The organism is uncultured Sphingomonas sp., assembly GCF_937871615.1.
Classification (GTDB): Bacteria; Pseudomonadota; Alphaproteobacteria; order Sphingomonadales; family Sphingomonadaceae; genus Sphingomonas.
The window spans coordinates 52,176-71,258 of record NZ_CALMPA010000021.1 but is presented as its reverse complement, the minus strand read 5'-3'; the positions used below and the strand labels follow the sequence as shown (position 1 = coordinate 71,258).

The following is a 19,083-nucleotide window of genomic DNA, read 5'->3' as shown; positions in this document are numbered from 1 at the left end:
ACGTCAGCCATGGGCGGGGTGCATCTCGACGGTGGGTTGCCGCACGGCGGCGGAATCGCGCTTGCGATGGACAAGCGCGAAAACGGCGGGAACGAAGAACAGGGTGGCGATCGTCGCGCAGAACAGGCCGCCGATCACGGCACGGCCAAGCGGGGCGTTCTGTTCTCCACCATCCCCCAACCCCAACGCCATCGGGGCCATGCCGATAATCATGGCGAGCGCGGTCATCAGCACCGGGCGGAAACGGACCATGCCCGCCTCCAGCGCCGCCTTCGCCGCATCGCCAAGCTCGGCGAGTCGCTCACGCGCGAAGCTGACGACGAGGATCGAGTTTGCGGTCGCCACGCCCATGCACATGATCGCGCCCGTCAGCGCCGGCACGGATAATGTGGTGCCGGTGATGAACAGCATCCACACGATCCCTGCGAGCGCGGCGGGCAGCGCGGTGATAATCACGAACGGATCGAGCCAGCTCTGGAAATTGACGACGATCAGCAGATAGATCAGCACGATCGCGCCGGCGAGGCCGAGCGACAGGCCCGAAAACGCCGTGTTCATGGTGGCGTATTGCCCGCGGACCGTGACGGTGGAGCCTTTGGGCAGTTCCTTCTCCAGCGATTTGATCGCGCGCTGCACGTCCGCGGAAACCGCGCCGAGATCGCGGCCCTGGATCGCGGCGTAAACGTCGACGACCGGCTGGATATTGTAATGCGAGACGACCGGCACGGTATTGGAACGGCTGATCTGCGCCAGCCCGCCGAGCGGCTGGATCGCGCCGCCCGCCGCGCCCGATATCGGCACATTGCTGAGTTCGCTGATCGACCCGACCGAATATTCGGGCGCCTGCGCGATCACCGGATAGGAAACGCCGGTGGCGGGATCGATGAAGAATACTGGCGCCGATTGCGCGGTGCCGGCGAGCGAGGCCGAAAGGCTGTTCGTCACATCGCGTTCGTTGAGGCCATATTGGCCGACGCGCGAACGGTTCACATCCACATCGAGCTGCGGCGCGCGGCCGGGCTGCTGGATACGCGCATCGGCAAGGCCGGGGATCGTCGCCATCTTCGCCAGCAGTTTGGCGGCATAGATACGATTGGCCGCCTGGTTCTTGCCGGCAATCTGCACGTCGATCGGGGCCGGCGCGCCGAAGTTCAGGATCTGGCTGGTGATATCCGCGGGCAGGAACGAAAAGGTCGTGCCGGGGAAACGGCGCGGCAGTTCACGGCGCAGCGTCGCGACGATCGTGTCGGTGGGGCGATGCCCCTTTTTCAGCGACACCATGATATCGCCGTCCTGCGGACCGATCGTGCCGCTGTTGTTGTAGATCGTGTTGATCGAGCTGACCGGCAGGCCGATATTATCGGTGATCGACGCAAGTTCGCTCGCCGGAACGATTTCGCGCACCGTGCGGCTGATGCGATCGAAGCGCGCGGCGGTTTCCTCGATCCGCGTTCCCACCGGCGCGCGGACATGCATCAGGATCTGCCCGGAATCGACGCTTGGGAAGAAATTGCTGCCCAGCCATGGCAGCAGCCCGAAAGACAGCAGCACCACCGCGAGGAACCCGATCAGGAACGGCTTGCGCGCGCCCAGCGCCCGCGCGAGCATCCCGCCATAGGCACTGCGCGCGCGCTCGAACCTGCGCTCGAACGCGCGTTGGAAGCGGACGAGCGGGTTACGTGAATCCGCGCTCCCCGCGAGATGCGTGTCCTCCCCCAGCTTGTGCGGCTTCAGCAGGAACATCGCCATCGTCGGCACGAGGGTGCGCGAGAGGACGAACGATGCGATCATCGAGAACACCACCGATAATGCCATCGGCACGAACAGGAAGCCCGCGATCCCCGGCAGGAAGAACATCGGCACGAACACGATGCAGATGCACAGCAGCGAGACGAAGGCGGGCGTCACGATCTGCGCCGCGCCGTCGAGAATCGCGTCCACCACGCTCTTGCCCTGTTCGAGATGCCAATTGATGTTCTCGATCGTAACGGTGGCGTCGTCCACCAGGATGCCCACCGCTAGCGCGAGGCCGCCCAGCGTCATCACGTTGAGCGTCTGCCCGAATGCCGCCAGCGCGGCGATCGCGGCGAGGATCGCCAGCGGGATCGAAATGGCGATTATCACCGTTGAGCGCCAGGAGCCGAGGAACAGCAGGATCATCACGCTGGTCAGCGCCGCCGCGATCGCGCCTTCGTGGATCACGCCCTTCACCGCGGCCTTCACGAACAGCGACTGATCGCCGACCGGCAGGATTTTCAGCGCGTCCGGCAGTGTCGCCGCGATGCGCGGCAGCGCGTTCTTGGTGCCGTCGACGATCGCCAGCGTGGAGGTGGCGCCGTTCTTCAGGATGGTGAGCAGCACCGAACGATTGCCTTCGACGTGCACGATATTGGTCTGCGGGCCGTTGCCGTCGCGGACATGCGCCACGTCGCGCATGTAGATCGTGGCGCCGTTCACCACCTTCACCGGCAAATCGTTCAGCGCCGCGATCGAGCTGGGCGCGTTGTTGAGCCGGACGCTATATTGCGTCGGGCCGATCTTGACGAAGCCCGCCGGGTTGATCTGGTTCTGCGCGGCGACCGCGTTGCTGACATCCTGTGCCGAAAGCCCCTTGGACTGGAGCGCGAGCGGATCGAGGTCGATCTGCACCTGGCGCTGCTTGCCGCCCGACGGATAAGGCATGGCGAGGCCCGGCACGGTGACGAGTTGCGGGCGTATCTGGTTCTGGCCGATATCGAACAATTGCTGTTCGGACAGCCCCTTGCCCGATAGCGCAAGCTGGATGATCGGCACGGTGGACGCGCTGTAATTCAGAATGAACGGCGGATTGGTGCCGGGGGGAAGCTGCTTCAGGATTGATTGCGAAACCGAGGTCACCTGCGCCGTGGCGGTGCGGATGTCGGCGCCCGGCTGGAAAAAGATTTTCACGACGCCAACGCCTTGTAGCGACTGGCTTTCGATATGTTCGATATCGTTGACCGTCGTGGTCAGAACGCGTTCATATGGAGTGATGACGCGGTTCGACATGTCCTCCGGCGGCAGCCCGGCATAGGTCCAGGCCACCGCGATGACCGGGATGCGGATATTGGGGAAAATATCTACCGGGGTGCGCACCGCCGCCATCGTGCCGATGATCGCGATCAGGATAGCCATAACGATGAAGGTCAGCGGCCGGGTAAGCGCGATCCTGACGATTCCGATCATCCATTACCCTCAATTGCGTCGCATCGACCCGAAGCCGCCCAGCCATGAATCGGCTCTCCCAAATCATTCGGGGGAATCGTCGCGCCTTCCCGCCCGGTCAAGAGGCGCGTTCTGTTTGTTCCGGCAACGGGCCGCCAGTTGGCGCCCACGCCGGAGCGCGGGAATGCGCTCTTGGTCCGGTCGCGTCTAATATATAATACGGCTCGATTGATAGGTTTGAGGACTTGATTGATGGACCTTCGCCACCTGCGCTATTTTCTGTGCGTGGCGGAGGAAATGCACTTCGGCCGCGCGGCGCAGCGGCTTGGCATCTCGCAGCCGCCGCTCAGCCAGCAGATCCGCGCGCTGGAGGACGAACTCGGCGTCCGCCTGTTCGATCGCACCAGCCGGCGCGTGCGGCTGACCGAGGCGGGCGAATTGTTCGTGCCCGAGGCGCGGCAGACGCTGCTCCAGGCCGAGCGCGCGATCGAAATCGCGCGGCTGGCCCGGCGCGGCGAGCTGGGCCGGTTGCGGGTCGGTTTCACCTCGTCGGGTCCGTTCGTGCCGCTCATCGCCTCCGCGCTCTATCGTTTTCGCGAAAGCCACCGCGACGTGGAGCTGACATTGCGTGAACTGGGGCGCGAGGAGCAGATGGAGGAACTGCGCCGCGGCGCGCTGGATATCGTGCTGGTGCGTGGTGCCGAACCGCCGCCGCTGCCCCCCGATATCGTCGCGCGCTGCATCATCGAGGAGGATATGGTGGTGGCGATGCGCGCCGGGCACCGGCTTGCGGATTGCGCGGCGGACCCGACGATCGCCGATCTCGCCGGCGTGCCGCTCGTGCTTTATGCGGCACCGCTCGGCGCGGGGTTCAACGAGCATTTCTTCAGCCTGTGCCGCGACGCCGGATTCGAGCCGGATATCGCGCATGAAGCGAGCAGCTTCGCAACGTTGCTCGGCCTTGTCGCCGCCGGGTTCGGCGCGACGATCCTGGCGCGCTCGCTGGAGCGGCTGCATCTCGAAAATGTCATATATCGCAGTTTCGTCTGTCCGCTCGCGAGCCGGTTGTGGCTGATCCACGGGGCGGTGCTTTCCCCAACGGCCCAGGCGTTTCGCGATGTGATCGACGAATTGCGACTTGACGGAAGGGGGGTGCCGTAAGGATCACGAAAGGCAAAGGCACAAAAAACGACGACAGGTGTTTGTGCGGCACCGAAGATCGTGATCGAAGCCAGGATGAAGGATGCGCATGACGGACGATCGCGATCAACCCTCCGTTCATTCCGAAACACCAGCCGAAGCACCGTCACGCCGGCGATCGTGGAGGATCGTTGTCATCATCGTCGCGGTTCTCGCGCTGATCGCGTTCGGCGCGTATCGCATATCGAGGAGTGGGGGCGATCGTGGCAACAGACGCCCGCCCGCCGCGGTCGCCGTCGGCAAGGCGACGCTTGCCGACATGCCGGTAAGCGTCGCCGCGCTCGGCACCGTCCAGCCGATCGTCACCGCCACGGTGCGCACGCAACTGGCGGGCACCTTGTTCAAGCTGTTCTTCAACGAGGGGCAGATGGTGCGCGAAGGGCAGGTGCTGGCGCAGATCGACCCGCGCCCGTACCGGCTGGCGCTGGCGCAGGCGCAAGCCAATCTGGCGCGCGACGAGGCGCAGCTTGCCGCCGCGCAGGTCGATCTCGCTCGCTATCAGACGTTGCTCAAGCAGGATTCGATCGCCAGCCAGCAGGTCGATACGCAGCGCGCCACCGTTCACCAGCTCACCGGCACCGTCGCGGCGGACCGCGCGGCGATCGGCACCGCGCGGCTCAACCTCAATTATACCTCGATCAAGGCCCCCACCACCGGGCGCGTCGGCATCCGCCAGGTCGATATCGGCAATTATCTGACGCCGTCGGATACCAACGGCATCGTCGTGGTGACGCAGCTCGACCCGATCGACGTCGCCTTCTCGCTGCCGCAGGCGCAGCTTTCCGCGATCGGCCATGCCGTGGGCAGCGGCGCGGGGTTGCCGGTGCAGGCGAGCGATCAGGACGATAATGCGCGGATCGCCACCGGGCGCTTCCTGACGTTCGACAATCAGGTCGATACCACTACGGGCACGGTGAAGGCGAAGGCGCGGTTCGATAACAGCCATAACGCGCTGTTTCCCAGCCAGTTCGTCAATATCTCCATGCTGGTGAAAACGCTCCACAACGTCGTCACCGTGCCGGTAAGCGCGGTCCGGCACGGCGCGCCGGGCGATTTCGTGTTCATCCTGCAAAAAGATCGCACGGTGAAGCTGGCGCCGGTGAAGATCGGCCCGAGCACCAACGGGCAGGTCGCCATCCTCTCTGGCTTGTCGGCCGGCGCGACCGTGGTGGTCGAGGGAGCCGACGGGCTTGAGGACGGATCGAGCGTGCGCCTGCCCGGCGACAAGGGCGGCCCCGGCGGGGGTGGCGGTCAGAGCCAGAAGGGCCAGGGCCGGCATCACCGCGCGCCGGGCAATCAGGCGGGATGACCGACACCACCGTGCCCGACGCGCCATCGCCGCCGCCAGCATCCGGCGGCCCGTCGCGCGCGTTCATCCTGCGCCCGGTGGCGACCACGCTGCTGATGGTGGCGATCCTGCTCGCGGGGCTGGTCGCCTATCGCGCGCTGCCATTGTCCGCGCTGCCCGAGGTCGATTATCCGACGATCCAGGTGTCGACGCTCTATCCCGGCGCCAGCCCTGATGTGATGGCGCTCACCGTCACCTCGCCGCTGGAGCGGCAGTTCGGGCAGATGCCGGGGCTGACGCGGATGACCTCGGCCTCATCCTCCGGCGCATCGGTCATCACGCTGCAATTCCGGCTCGATCTCTCGCTCGACGTGGCGGAACAGGAAGTGCAGGCGGCGATCAACGCGGCGAACACCCTGCTGCCGACCGACCTCCCCGCGCCGCCGATCTATGCCAAGGTCAACCCCGCCGACGCGCCGATCCTGACGCTCGGCGTCACATCGGAAACGCGCCCGCTGGGCGAGGTGCAGGGGATCGTCGAGCGGCAATTCTCGAACAAGATTTCACAGGTTTCAGGCGTCGGCCTCGTCTCCATGTCGGGCGGCCAGCGCCCCGCGGTGCGCATTCAGGCGAACGTGCAGGCGCTCGCCGCGCGCGGCCTCTCACTGGAAACGATCCGCACCGCGATCGGCAACGCCAATGCCAATGCCGCCAAAGGCAGTTTCGACGGCCCGACCAAAAGCTGGACGATCGACGCCAACGATCAGCTTGCCGATGTCGCCAGCTATCGCAATCTCGTCATCGCCTTCGCCAATGGCGCGCCGGTGCGCATGTCCGATGTCGCCAATGTCGTCGAGGCGACGGAGAATGTGCGGCTCGGCTCATGGATGAACGGCGCGCCCGCGGTGGTGATCGACGTGCAGCGCCAGCCGGGCGCGAATGTGATCGGCACGGTCGATGCGATCAAGGCCGCGCTGCCCGATCTGGAGGCGCAGCTTCCCGCCGACGTTCATGTCACCCTGCTCACCGATCGCACGACGGGCATCCGCGCGTCGGTGACGGATGTGAAGATCGAACTGCTGCTCGCGGTGCTGCTGGTGACGCTGGTGATCTTCCTGTTTCTCGGCTCGCTCCGCGCGACGGTGATCGCCAGCATCTCGGTGCCGCTGTCGCTCGTCGGCGCGTTCGCCGCGATGTATTTCCTCGGCTTTTCGATCAACAACCTCACCTTGATGTCGCTGACGATCGCGAGCGGGTTCGTGGTGGACGACGCGATCGTCGTGCTGGAGAATATCTCCCGCCACATCGAGGCCGGGATGCGCCCGTTCGAAGCCGCGCTGAAGGGCGCGAGCGAGATCGGCTTCACGATCATTTCGTTGACGGTCAGCCTGATCGCGGTGCTGATCCCATTGCTGTTCATGGGCGATGTCGTCGGGCGGCTGTTCCGCGAATTCGCGGTGACGCTCGCGGTGACGATCCTGCTGTCGGCGGTGGTGGCGTTGACATTGGTGCCGATGCTGTCGGCGCGCTGGCTGCGCGGCGAGCATGAGGAGCGGCAGCACCGCATTTCGCAGATCACGCGTGACTGGTTCGATCGGCTTTCGCATCTTTATGCCCGCGCGCTCGATTGGGTGATGCTGCGGCGCACGCTGACGATGCTGGTGTTCGCGGCCACCCTTATCGTCACCGGCGTGCTGTTTTACGTGATCCCGAAAAACCTGTTTCCCGAGCAGGATACCGGCCAGATCGCGGTGACGACCAGCGCGGCGCAGGATATCGGCTATGCGCGGATGGCCGGCCTGCAACAGAAGGTGGCGCAGGCGCTGCTCGCCGATCCGGCGGTCGCCAGCCTCAGTTCGGCGATCGGCGTCGATGGGCAGAACGCTACCCTGTCGCAGGGGCGGATGATCGTGAACCTGAAGCCCGAAGGCGAACGCGGGAACCTTGCCGAGGTGCTCGCCGGGCTGGAGAAGGCGGCAGGCAATGTTGCCGGGATGCGCGTTTATTTCCGCCCGGTGCAGGATCTGACGATCGACACCTCCACCGGGGTCAACGCTTATCGCTTTTCATTGCAGGGCGCCGATCAGGGGCAGGTGGAACAATGGGGCGCCAGGCTCACCGAGGTGCTCAAGACGGATCCGCATCTGCGCAACGTCACCACGAACGTGCTGGCGGACGGGCGATCGGTGGTGGTGGATATCAACCGCGACACCGCCGGCCGGCTCGGGCTGAGCGCGCTGGCGATCGACAATGCGCTCTATGACGCGTTCGGCCAGCGCATCGTTTCGACCATCTATACCCAGTCGAGCCAGAATCGCGTGATCCTGGAGGCGCTGCCCGGCAGCGTCAGCGATCCGCAGGCGCTGGGCGATCTGCGAATCCCGCTGGCGGGCGGCGCGAGCGTGCCGCTTTCCGCCGTGGCGACGATCCGCACCGAGGCGGCGCCACTGGTCGTCGCGCGGGAAGCGCAATTCCCCTCGGCGACGATCGGCTTCGATCTCGCGCCGGGCGTGTCGCTGGGCAGCGCGGTCAACGCGATCGAGCGCGCCGAGCAGCAGATCGCGATGTCGTCCGCGCTCACCACCAATTTCACCGGCGCGGCCAGTGCGTTCAAATCGTCGCTGGCGAACGAATTGTGGCTGATCCTCGCGGCGATCGTCGTGGTCTATATCGTGCTGGGCGTGCTCTACGAAAGCTTCGTCCATCCGGTCACGATCCTGTCCACACTGCCCTCGGCGGGGATCGGCGCGCTGCTCGGGCTGTGGTTCACCGGATCGGGGCTGGGCGTGATCGGCATCATCGGCATCGTCCTCTTGATCGGGATCGTGAAGAAGAACGCGATCATGATGATCGACTTCGCGCTCGATGCGATGCGCGAGGAGGGGGCGGATGCGCCGCACGCGATCAGGCAGGCGGCGCTGCTGCGTTTCCGCCCGATCATGATGACCACTTTTGCGGCATTGTTCGCCGCCTTGCCGCTGATCTTCGGCGGCGGGATGGGGCATGAACTGCGCCAGCCGCTTGGCATCGCGATCGCCGGCGGCCTGATCTTCAGCCAGGTGCTGACGCTGTTCACCACGCCGGTCATCTTCCTGGGGCTGGAGGAATGGCGCGAGCGCGGCTGGTTCACCCGCCGCGATCCGGGCGAGGCGAAGCCTGCGTGAACTTTTCCGCGCCCTTCATCCGGCGGCCGGTGGGAACGATCCTGCTGACGATCGGCCTGATGCTGGCGGGGGTGGCCGCGTTCTTCATGCTGCCGGTGGCGCCGCTGCCGGCGGTCGATTTCCCGACGATCATGGTTCAGGCGAGGCTGCCCGGCGCCAGCCCCTCGACGATGGCGTCGAGCGTCGCCGCGCCGCTTGAGCGGCATCTCGGCACGATCGCGGGCGTATCGGAAATGACCTCGCGTTCGGGCGTCGGCTCATCGTCGATCGTGCTGCAATTCGATCTGTCGCGCGATATCGACGGCGCGGCGCGCGACGTGCAGGCGGCGATCAACGCCAGCCGCGCGGACCTGCCCGCGACGCTCAGGACCAACCCGAGCTATCGCAAGGCCAATCCCGCCGAAGCGCCGGTGCTGATCCTCGCGCTCACCTCGCCCACGCGCAGCCCGTCCGAAATCTACGACACGGTATCCACCGTCGTGCAGCAGAAATTGTTGCAGGTGCAGGGCGTCGGCAATGTCGAACTGGGCGGCGCGGCGCTGCCGTCGGTGCGCGTCGAGGTCAATCCGCTGGCGCTGTCGCGCTATGGCATCGCGCTGGAGGATGTGCGCACCGCGCTGCAATCCGAAAGCGCGAACCGCCCGCGCGGCGTGCTCGATGCGCGCGGCTATAGCTGGCAGATCTATTCCAATCAGCCGGGGCTCCACGCCGCCGATTATCGCAACACCGTGATCGCGTGGCGCAACAATGCCGCGGTGCGCCTGTCCGATATCGCCAATGTGGTGGATGGCCCGGAAGATATCCGTACCATGGGGCTGTTCAACGGGAAAAGCGCGGTTCCCGTCATCATCAGCCGCCAGCCCGGCGCGAATATCGTGCAGGTGGTGGATTCGCTGAAGGCGCAGCTTCCCGCCTTGCGCGCCGAGGTTCCCCCCGACATCCACCTCGATGTGGCGAGCGATCGCACGCTCACCATCCGCGCCTCGCTGCGCGAGGTGGAGATAACATTGCTGATCGCCACCCTGCTCGTGGTGCTGGTGGTCAGCCTGTTCCTCAGAAGCTGGCGCGCCACGCTGATCCCGGCGGCGGCGGTGATCGCCTCGCTGCTCGGCACGATCGCGGCGATGTATCTTGCCGGGTTCAGCCTCGACAATCTGTCGCTGATGGCGCTGACCGTCGCGACCGGGTTCGTCGTCGATGACGCGATCGTGGTGGTGGAAAATATCAGCCGCCATGTCGAGGCGGGGATGAAGCCGCTCGATGCCGCGCTGAACGGCGCGCGCGAGGTGGGGTTCACCGTGCTGTCGATTTCATTGAGCCTGATCGCGGTGTTCGTGCCGCTGATCTTCATGGGCGGGCTCGTCGGGCGGCTGTTCCGCGAATTCGCGCTCACCATGTCGATCGCGGTGCTGATAAGTCTGGTCGTTTCGCTGACGACCACGCCGATGCTCGCCTCGCGCGTGCTCCGTAACGAGGAAAGCGGCGGCGCGGTGATGCGCGCGGCGGCACGCGCGTTCGATTGGGCGCAGGCGCGCTATGCCACCGCGCTGGATTGGGCGCTGGCGAACAGGGGCGCGGTGCTGCTGCTGCTCGCGGGCACGGTGGCGCTCAACATCTTCCTGATCGGCGTGGCGCCCAAGGGCTTCTTTCCGCAACAGGATACCGGCGGCCTGATCGGCGGCCTGCGCGCGGATCAGAGTATCTCCTTCACCGACATGCAGGACAAGCTCACCCGCATCACGAAGATCGTCGATGCCGATCCGGCGGTGGCGACGGTGGTTGCGTTCACCGGCGGATCGCGCGCGGGCGGGGGGTTCATGTTCGCGACGCTGAAGCCGCGTTCGCAGCGCCCGCCGGTGCAGCAGGTGATCGCCCGGCTTCGCCCGAAGCTCGCCGCGGTCAGCGGGGTGAGCCTGTTTCTCAATCCGGTGCAGGATCTCCAGGTCGGCGGGCGGCAGACCAACAGCACCTATCAATATGTGCTGAAGGCGGATGATCCCGATGTGCTGAAAGCCGCCGGTCAAAAGCTGGTCGACGCGCTCAAGAAGCATCCCGAAACGCTGACCGACGTTGATATCGACCAGCAGGATGCCGGCGCCAACGCCTTTGTCGAGGTAGATCGCGATGCCGCCGCGCGGCTCGGCGTGACGATGCAGGCGATCGACGCGGCGCTTTATGACGCATTCGGCCAGCGGCAGGTGGCGAACATCTATTCCGGGCTGAACCAATATCATGTGGTGATGGAGGCGGCGCGCCGGTTCAACGGATCGCCCGCCTCGCTCGAGAATATCTATCTCCCGCTCACCTCGCCCCCGGACAAAGCGGTGAGCGGCGCGACCAGGCGGAGCGCGACCGCCACGACGAGCGCGGGCACCACCAGCAATGCGCCGGGTGGCAGCACCGGAGGAACCGGCGCGGGCGGCGCGGCGGTGGCGGCGGGCAGCGCGGTCAGCACAGCCGCGCGCACGATGACGCCGCTGTCGGCGATCGCGCATTGGTCCACCGCATCGACCAACGCATCGGTCAGCCATTCGGATGGCGAGCCTTCCGCGACCATTTCGTTCAACCTGCCCAATGGCGTGTCGCTCGGGCAGGCGGCGCAAACGATAACGCAGGTGCAGGCCGGCCTCGCGCTGCCCGCGACCGTCCATGGCGAATTCGGCGGCACGGCGAAGGTGTTCGCGCAATCGACCGGCTCGATGCCGATCCTGATCCTCGCCGCGCTGCTCGCGATCTATATCGTGCTCGGCATTCTTTACGAAAGCGCGATCCACCCGCTCACCGCGCTTTCCACGATCCCCTCCGCCGGCGTCGGCGCGATGATCGCGCTGATCGCCACCGGCGGCCAGTTCGATGTGATCGCGCTGATCGGCATCATCCTGCTGATCGGCATCGTGAAGAAGAATGCGATCATGATTATCGACTTCTCGCTTGAGGCGGAGCGGGGTGAGGGGCTTAGCCCGCTCGCGGCGGTGCGCGAGGCGTCGCTGCTGCGCTTCCGCCCGATCCTGATGACCACGCTGGCCGCCGCGCTCGGCGCCTTGCCGCTGGCGATCGGCTTTGGCGACGGCGCGGAACTGCGCCGCCCGCTCGGCATCGCGATCTTCGGCGGCCTCATCGCCAGCCAGTTCATCACCCTGCTGACCACCCCGGTCGTCTATCTCGCGCTCGATCGATTCCGTCGCCGGCATGGGGCGGACGAACGCGCGCTGGCGCGGCACGGCGATCTGCCGCTTTCCTCCCCCGGAGCCATCGCATGAAGCGTGTCCTGCCCGCCGCCGCCGCCCTGCTGCTCGCCGGGTGCAGCATGGCGCCAGCCTATCGCGTGCCCACCACCGTCGCGATCCCTGCGTCGTTCAAGGAAGCGCCGGGCTGGGGCGTCGCCAAGCCAGATGATGCGGCGGCGCGCGGCGAATGGTGGCGCCTGTTCAACGATCCGGCGCTAGATGCGCTGGAGCGCAAGGTGGTGGTTACCAACCAGAATGTCGCCGCCGCGCGCGCGGCCTATCAGGCGGCGCGCGCGCTGGTGATGGTGCAGCGCTCGGCGCTGTTCCCCACCATCACCGGCTCGACGAGCGCGCAGCATTCGGGCGCTTTCACGGGTGGCACGGCGACGAGCGTTGGGGGCGGCACGGGTACGGGCACTGGCGCGGGCACCCCCACCGTCACCACATCCGGCTCGCGTTTCGCGCTCAGCATCGGCGGCAGTTGGGAGCCGGATTTGTGGGGCAAGCTCGGCAATGCCGTGTCGCAGGCGAAGGCCAATGCGCAGGCGAGCGCCGGCGATCTCGCCAACGCCACCCTTTCGGCGCAGGGCGAACTGGCGACCAATTACATCCAGTTGCGCGGGATCGAGGCGCAGCGGGTGCTGCTCGATCGTTCGATCGCGGATTACCAACGCTCGCTGACCATCGCGAACAACAAATATAAAGCGGGGACGGTCGCCCGCTCGGATGTTTATCAGGCGCAGACCACATTATCGAACGCGACCGCGACGCGGCAGGATCTCGATCGGCAGCGCGCATTGCTGGAACATGCCATCGCGGTGCTGGCGGGCGAAAACCCCTCGACCTTCTCGATCGGAACGGCGGCGTGGAAGCCCGTGGTGCCCGTGGTGCCCGGCGTGCTGCCCTCGACCTTGCTTGAACGCCGCCCCGACGTGGCGGCGGCGGAGCGCCGGGTGGCGGCGGCCAACGCCAGTATCGGCATCCAGCGCGCGGCCTATTTCCCCGCCGTCACGCTTTCGGGTAGCGCGGGGACGAGCGGCAGCGCGGTGAGCCAGTTGTTCTCCGCCGCCACCAGCCTGTGGTCATTCGGGCTGAGCGGGCTGATGACCCTGCTCGATTTCGGGGCGCGGCACGGGCAGGTGCTGCAGGCGCGCGCGCAATACGAGCAGGCGGTGGCAAGCTATCGCCAGACGGCGCTGGCCGCGTTCCAGCAGGTGGAGGACAATCTTGCCGCCACGCGCGTGCTCGCCGATGTGACCGGCAGCCGGATCGCGGCGAGCGAGGCGGCGTCGCGCGCGGCGACGATCGCGGACAATCAATATCGCGCCGGAACGGTCGATTTCACCTCGGTCGTGGTTGCGCAGACGGCGGCGTTGAGCGCGCAGCAGGCGCAGATTCAGGCGGTGGTCGATCAGCAGATCGCCTCTATCGCATTGGTGCAGGCGATCGGGGGCGGCTGGCATGAATGCACGCGGGGCGACGGAAGCGGCTGCTGAACGCGGGCGCCTCGCCGCCTCGTGGTAAACGCTAATTCAATGACGGTTTTTTCATGCGCGGGTCAGAGCGTGTTCAGCCCGATGCGCGCAACGTGCCGGGCACTGCGGCGGGATTCGTGTGCCGCTCGCTCGAAAGGCAAGGGATGAGGTTCGGACTATCGCGGCCTGCCCGTTCGATCACCGGCATCGCGATGCTGTGCGCCGCGGTGCCGGTGCAGGCGACGCCGGCGGCGGACCGGATCGCCTGGGCCAACCGGCTGACCTGGGGCGCGACCGCCGCCGATCTTTCGGAAAGCGTCGGGCCGGGCAGCGAGCGCTGGCTCGACGCGCAGCTTCACGGCCCGCCCGCCGAGCTTCCGCCCGCCGCCGCCGCGCAGATCGCGCAGATGCGGATCAGCCGCGAGCCGCTGGCGCAGATCGTCGTCGAGCAGCAGGCGATGCAGCGCGATGCCAATGCGCTGGCCGATCCCGAGCAGAAGAAAGCCGCGCGCGACGCCTATCAGAAAAGCATGAACGCGCTGGCGAACGAGGCGCGCACCCGCTCGATCCTGCGCGATCTCTACGCGCCCGATCAGTTGCGTGAACAGATGACGTGGTTCTGGTTCAACCATTTCAACGTGCAGGCCCAGAAACGCGATATCCGCGCGATGGTCGGCGATTATGAGGATGTGATCCGTGCCCACGCATTCGGGCATTTCCGCGATCTGCTCGAAGCGACGCTGCGCCATCCCGCGATGCTGCGCTATCTCGATAACGATCAGAATGCCGCCGGGCACATCAACGAGAATTACGCGCGCGAGATCATGGAATTGCACACCATGGGCGTCGGCGCCGGCTATACCCAGCAGGACGTGCAGGAGCTGGCCCGTATCCTGACCGGCGTGGGGGTCGATCTGAAGCCCGATGCCCCGCGGTTGCGCCCGCAGCTTCAGCCGCTCTATCTCCGCGCCGGCCTGTTCGAGTTCAATCCCGCGCGCCACGATTTCGGCGAGAAGCATTTCCTTGGCCATGTGATCCGGGGCACGGGCTATGCCGAGGTGGAGCAGGCGCTCGATCTGATCGCCGCCGCGCCCGCCACGGCGCACCATGTGTCGGCGCAGATCGCGACCTTCTTCATGGGTGACGCTCCGCCGCCCGCGCTGGTCGATCGCATGGCGCAGACCTTCCAGCACAGCCACGGCGATATCGCGCAGGTGATGCGGGTGATGATCCGCTCGCCGGAATTTGCCGCGTCGCTGGGCAAGGCGTTCAAGGATCCGATCCATTATGCGATCTCGGCGGTGCGGCTGACCTATGGCGATCGCGTGATCCTCAACGCGCAGCCGGTAATCAACTGGCTCAATCGCATGGGGCAGGGGTCGTATAATCACGAGACGCCCGATGGTTATGATCTCCATTCCGCCGCCTGGTCCGGCCCCGGCCAGATGGCGACGCGCTTCGATATCGCGCGGCAGATCGGCGGCGGCGCCTATGGCCTGTTCCGCGCGCCCGATGCCAAAGCCGATCTGCCCGCCTTTCCGCAATTGCAGAACGCGCTATATTTCAATGGCCTGCAAGACACGCTCGCCCAGCCGACCCGTGCCGCGCTGGCGCAGGCCAATACGCCGCAGGAATGGAACGGGCTGTTCCTGTCCTCCCCCGAGTTCATGCACCGTTAGCGCCCGAGGAGGCCGCCATGTTGCCGCACATCCATCGCCGCGATCTGCTGATAGGGGCCGCCGCCGCCGCGCCGTTCGTGATCGCGGGGCGGGCGTTCGCCGCGCCGCAGGCCGGGAGCCGGCTGCTCGTGGTGTTCCTGCGCGGCGCCTATGACGCGACCAATGTGATCGCGCCTACGGCCAGCGACTTCTATCATCAGGCCCGCCCGACGATCGCGCTGGGCAAGCCCGATCCGAACGATCCCAGGGCGCCGCTGCCGCTAGATGCGGACTGGAGCCTGCACCCCGCGCTGAAGGACAGCATCCTGCCATTGTGGCAGCAACGCCAGATCGCCTTCGTGCCGTTTGCCGGCACCGACGACATGACGCGCAGCCATTTCGAGACGCAGGACACGATCGAACTGGGGCAGCCGATCGGCGGGCATCGCGATTACGGATCGGGCTTCATGGCGCGGCTGGCCGGCCTGCTCGGGCGTGGCGACAAGCCGATCGCCTTCACCGATCAATTGCCGCTGTGCTTCCGGGGCGGGGCATCGCCGGTGCCGAACCTTGCGCTCGCCAATGTCGGCAAGCCGATCGACCAGCGGCAGGCGAAGCTGATCGAGGGCATGTACGCCACCCAGCCCGCGCTCTCGCGCTCCGTGGCGGAAGGGTTCGCGGTCCGCGACACGGTATATCGCACGCTCGATGAGGAGATGAAGGCGGCGAGCCGGGGGGCGGTGAGCGCCAGGGGCTTCGCGCTGTCGGCCAGCCGGATCGGCACGTTGATGCGCGATCAGTTCAACCTCGCCTTCGTCGATGTCGGCGGGTGGGATACGCACGTCAATCAGGGCGGCGCGACCGGCTATCTCGCCGACCGGATCGGTGAACTGGGGCGCGGGCTGGCCGGGTTCGCCGAAGCGATCGGGCCGGCGGCGTGGCGCGGCACGACCGTGGTGGTGGTATCCGAATTCGGCCGCACCTTCCGCGAGAACGGGGACAAGGGCACCGATCACGGCCATGGCAGCATCTATTGGGTGATGGGCGGCGGTGTCTCCGGCGGGCGGCTGGCGGGCGAGCAGGTCGCGCTCTCGCCCGCGACGCTCAATCAGGCGCGCGATCTGCCGGTGCTGACCGATTATCGCGCGCTGATCGGCGGGATCGTCGCGCGGCAATACGGGCTGGGAGCGGACCGGCTCAACAGCCTGTTCCCCAACGCGAAGCCGCGCGATCTGCACCTGATCTGAGCGGCGCGAGCTGTTTGCAGAGTCGGCCCCGGCCCGCTCCCCCACCCGGCCTCCCATCAAGGATATGCTGCGGGAGGCCGGGTGGGGGAGCGGGCCGGCGCCGCGCGATACAACTCAGCCGCCGTGGGCGGCCTTCCAGTCGCGCTTCACCTTCTTGGCGAGGCTCCATTTGTGAACCTCGGTCGGGCCGTCATAGATGCGGAACGCGCGGACTTCGCGGAACACCTGCTCGACGATCGTGTCGCCGGTCACCCCGCTGCCGCCCATCACCTGCACGCAGCGATCGGCGATGCGCATCAGCGCCTCGGATACCGCGACTTTCGCCATCGAGCTTTCCGCCGTGCCGAGCGCGCCGGTGTCGAGCACGCTCGCGCACCAGTCGATCATCAATTCGGCCTGTTTCAGGTCGATCAGATTTTCCGCCAGCATGAAGCCGACGCCCTCGTGATCGACCAGCGCCTTGCCGAACGCCTGGCGGCGGCAGGCGTAATTGGTGGCGATCTCGTTCGCGCGCACGCACGCGCCATACCAGCGCATACAATGCGACAGGCGCGCCGGGGACAGGCGAATCTGGGCGTATTTGAAGCCTTCGCCCGCCTGCCCCAGCATCTGATCGGCGGGGACGCGGAGCTGGTTGATGCGGATCGTGGCGTGGCCGCCGGGCATCGAGCTGTCGATCGTGTTCGGCACGCGCTCGATCGTGATCGCCGGATCGGGCAGGTCGACGAGGAACATGCACGCGCCTTCATCGGCCTTTGCCATGATGATGCCGACCTTCGCGCCGGCCGCGCCGGTGATGAACGCCTTGCGCCCGTCGATCACCCAGTGATTGCCGTCCGGGCGGCAGGTGGTGAGCATCATCGAGGGGTCTGAGCCCGCGCCCCCCTCCGCTGCCGGCTCGGTCATGAAGAAGGCGGAGCGCGAGCGGCCTTCCACGAGTTGCTTCAGGAAACGCTCCTTGATCTCCGGGCTGCCGACCTTGCCGAGCAGATACATATTGCCCTCGTCCGGCGCGCCGGTGTTGCAGGCGAGCGGGCCGAGCGGCGACAGGCCGGTGCGTTCCAGCACGATCGCCGTTTCGCGCTGCGACAGATGGCTGCCGTCGGACAGGATGTGCGGGGTGAGCACGCCCGCCGCACGCGCCTTTTCGCGCATTTCCATGACGAGTTCGTCGGTCGGGCAATCATGGTGATCGCGGCGGGAATCCTGTTCATAGGGCACGATCACCTCGCGCACGAAATGCTCGACGCGATCGGCGATCTCCAGCGCCTTGTCGATTCCGATGCTCATATGATTTTCTCCTTGTCGGTCGGTTCGTTGGGTGGCGCCGCGACATCCGGGGGCGCCCCCCAGTCGCGCGCCAGCAGGGTTTCGAGTTGTTCGGCGGCCGCTGGCCCCAGCCGCTCGGCAAGTTCACGCTCGATCGCGCGCATGGTTGCGCGCGCCGCGCTGGTCAGTGCCCGTCCCTCGGGGCTGAACCGCACGATGCTCGCGCGGCCATCGGCGGGATCGGGCGTGACGAGCAGAATCCTGCGCCGCACCAGTTCGTCGATCATCTGGCCCATCGACTGGCGGGTCATGCCCAGATTGTGCGCGAGCCGCGCGGGGCGAGTCACCCCGTTGGCGATATTGGCGAACAGCATGGATTGCATACGGGTGACGGGCGGCCAGCCGGCGCGGCGGAGCGCGGCCTGCAACGCTTCGTCATACCAATAGACCGCGCGAACCAGATTCATCATCAGCATCGGGAGCGTGTCGTCGCCACCGCCGGGCGTGGCTGGCTTTTCGATGCAATCCTGTTCCGCCGTCATGATCGGTTCGTCACCTTGTCGTCGTGCCTCGCCCTATCGCCTGTAGGAGCGGGGCCACACGCTAGCAACGCGGCCGCCCGCGCTTGACGGATCGGCTGCGCCATATGTAGTTAGTATTCGAAGCAAACTCGGTCGGCCAATGGTTTTTACGATCGTATCCAGCCAGGTGGCGCGATGCCGCATGGTCGAGGAGATCGAGCCTCCGCCGAACCGAACAGGCAGGAGAGACGCGCGTGACCCGTAACATCCCGATGCTGGAGCCGCGTTTCGCGTATCTCTGCTCCTATCGCGCGGAGTTTTCCGAGCCTCAGCAGATGGTCGGCCGCGGCCATTTCGGCACGCGGATGATCGCGGCGCTGACGGGCGGGATCGTGAAGGGCGATCGCCTTTCCGGCAGGGTACTGCCGGGCGGCGGCGATTGGGCGACGTTCGATGATCGCGGCGTGCTGCGGCTCGACGCGCGGGTCACGCTGGAAACGCATGATGGCGCGCTGATCTACGCCTCATATCGCGGCGTGCTGCGCCCGCTGGACAAGGTGCGCGAACTCATCCGGCGCGGCGGGCCGAAGACGGCGGAGGATCATGCGCAGGTCTATTTCCGCACCGCGCCGGTCTTCGAAACCGGGCATCCCGATTATCAGTGGCTCAACGATATCGTCACGGTGGCGATCGGCGCGTCGGTCGGCGGCGCGGTGGAATATGACGTTTACGAGATGCTGTAGGGTCGATGCGGCGGATCAGTTAGATTTCTAATTGTAATTAGGCAGGCAACCTGACAATATCGACTCAGGCCCCGTGCGAAGGGGTATGACGAAAGATAGTGTCAGGAG

At 66.3% G+C, this 19,083-nt stretch carries 11 protein-coding genes; 8 read left to right on the top strand and 3 right to left on the bottom strand.

What is annotated here, in order from left to right; genetic code table 11:
• Nucleotides 1-3 precede the first annotated feature (3 nt).
• The gene (locus Q0316_RS04835; protein WP_298670350.1) at nucleotides 4-3,204 is read right to left on the bottom strand and encodes an efflux RND transporter permease subunit; all 3,201 of its coding nucleotides are present in this window, start codon (nucleotides 3,202-3,204) and stop codon (nucleotides 4-6) included.
• 231 nt (nucleotides 3,205-3,435) lie between these two features.
• Between Q0316_RS04835 and Q0316_RS04830 the strand changes: the two genes are divergently transcribed.
• The 7 genes from Q0316_RS04830 (at nucleotide 3,436) to Q0316_RS04800 (ending at nucleotide 16,442) form a co-directional block, all read left to right on the top strand.
• Nucleotides 3,436-4,344 (top strand): LysR substrate-binding domain-containing protein, encoded by a 909-nt coding sequence (locus Q0316_RS04830; protein ID WP_298670348.1) that lies wholly within the window; start codon nucleotides 3,436-3,438, stop codon nucleotides 4,342-4,344.
• A gap of 88 nt (nucleotides 4,345-4,432) precedes the next feature.
• On the top strand, nucleotides 4,433-5,692 hold the full coding sequence (locus tag Q0316_RS04825) for an efflux RND transporter periplasmic adaptor subunit (RefSeq protein WP_298670346.1): 1,260 nt from the start codon (nucleotides 4,433-4,435) through the stop codon (nucleotides 5,690-5,692).
• Nucleotides 5,689-8,835 (top strand): efflux RND transporter permease subunit, encoded by a 3,147-nt coding sequence (locus Q0316_RS04820; protein ID WP_298670345.1) that lies wholly within the window; start codon nucleotides 5,689-5,691, stop codon nucleotides 8,833-8,835. Before Q0316_RS04825 ends, Q0316_RS04820 begins: the two co-directional genes overlap by 4 nt.
• Nucleotides 8,832-12,095 (top strand): efflux RND transporter permease subunit, encoded by a 3,264-nt coding sequence (locus tag Q0316_RS04815; protein ID WP_298670343.1) that lies wholly within the window; start codon nucleotides 8,832-8,834, stop codon nucleotides 12,093-12,095. The genes Q0316_RS04820 and Q0316_RS04815 overlap by 4 nt, the downstream gene beginning before the upstream one ends.
• Nucleotides 12,092-13,558 (top strand): efflux transporter outer membrane subunit, encoded by a 1,467-nt coding sequence (locus Q0316_RS04810; protein WP_298670341.1) that lies wholly within the window; start codon nucleotides 12,092-12,094, stop codon nucleotides 13,556-13,558. Before Q0316_RS04815 ends, Q0316_RS04810 begins: the two co-directional genes overlap by 4 nt.
• A 143-nt stretch (nucleotides 13,559-13,701) precedes the next feature.
• Nucleotides 13,702-15,216, top strand: coding sequence for a DUF1800 domain-containing protein (locus tag Q0316_RS04805; RefSeq protein WP_298670339.1), 1,515 nt, complete (start codon nucleotides 13,702-13,704; stop codon nucleotides 15,214-15,216).
• A gap of 17 nt (nucleotides 15,217-15,233) precedes the next feature.
• Nucleotides 15,234-16,442 carry a DUF1501 domain-containing protein gene (locus tag Q0316_RS04800; protein ID WP_298670337.1) on the top strand — a complete coding sequence of 403 codons (1,209 nt, stop codon included), beginning with the start codon at nucleotides 15,234-15,236 and terminating at the stop codon, nucleotides 16,440-16,442.
• A 114-nt stretch (nucleotides 16,443-16,556) separates the two neighbouring features.
• On the opposite strand, the gene Q0316_RS04795 is transcribed toward Q0316_RS04800, so the two are convergent.
• The gene (locus Q0316_RS04795; RefSeq protein WP_298670335.1) at nucleotides 16,557-17,732 is read right to left on the bottom strand and encodes an acyl-CoA dehydrogenase family protein; all 1,176 of its coding nucleotides are present in this window, start codon (nucleotides 17,730-17,732) and stop codon (nucleotides 16,557-16,559) included.
• Nucleotides 17,729-18,253, bottom strand: coding sequence for a MarR family winged helix-turn-helix transcriptional regulator (locus tag Q0316_RS04790; RefSeq protein WP_298670333.1), 525 nt, complete (start codon nucleotides 18,251-18,253; stop codon nucleotides 17,729-17,731). The genes Q0316_RS04795 and Q0316_RS04790 overlap by 4 nt, the downstream gene beginning before the upstream one ends.
• A 233-nt stretch (nucleotides 18,254-18,486) precedes the next feature.
• Between Q0316_RS04790 and Q0316_RS04785 the strand changes: the two genes are divergently transcribed.
• Nucleotides 18,487-18,975 carry a DUF3237 domain-containing protein gene (locus Q0316_RS04785; RefSeq protein WP_298670331.1) on the top strand — a complete coding sequence of 163 codons (489 nt, stop codon included), beginning with the start codon at nucleotides 18,487-18,489 and terminating at the stop codon, nucleotides 18,973-18,975.
• Nucleotides 18,976-19,083 lie beyond the last annotated feature (108 nt).

Excerpts from the sequence above, each read along its gene's own strand:
- Q0316_RS04790 (WP_298670333.1), bottom strand. The coding sequence starts at position 18,253 with ATGACGGCGGAACAGGATTGCATCGAAAAGCCAGCCACGCCCGGCGGT.
- Q0316_RS04835 (WP_298670350.1), bottom strand. The coding sequence starts at position 3,204 with ATGATCGGAATCGTCAGGATCGCGCTTACCCGGCCGCTGACCTTCATC.
- Q0316_RS04810 (WP_298670341.1), top strand. The coding sequence starts at position 12,092 with ATGAAGCGTGTCCTGCCCGCCGCCGCCGCCCTGCTGCTCGCCGGGTGC.
- Q0316_RS04820 (WP_298670345.1), top strand. The coding sequence starts at position 5,689 with ATGACCGACACCACCGTGCCCGACGCGCCATCGCCGCCGCCAGCATCC.
- Q0316_RS04830 (WP_298670348.1), top strand. The coding sequence starts at position 3,436 with ATGGACCTTCGCCACCTGCGCTATTTTCTGTGCGTGGCGGAGGAAATG.
- Q0316_RS04825 (WP_298670346.1), top strand. The coding sequence starts at position 4,433 with ATGACGGACGATCGCGATCAACCCTCCGTTCATTCCGAAACACCAGCC.
- Q0316_RS04800 (WP_298670337.1), top strand. The coding sequence starts at position 15,234 with ATGTTGCCGCACATCCATCGCCGCGATCTGCTGATAGGGGCCGCCGCC.
- Q0316_RS04805 (WP_298670339.1), top strand. The coding sequence starts at position 13,702 with ATGAGGTTCGGACTATCGCGGCCTGCCCGTTCGATCACCGGCATCGCG.
- Q0316_RS04795 (WP_298670335.1), bottom strand. The coding sequence starts at position 17,732 with ATGAGCATCGGAATCGACAAGGCGCTGGAGATCGCCGATCGCGTCGAG.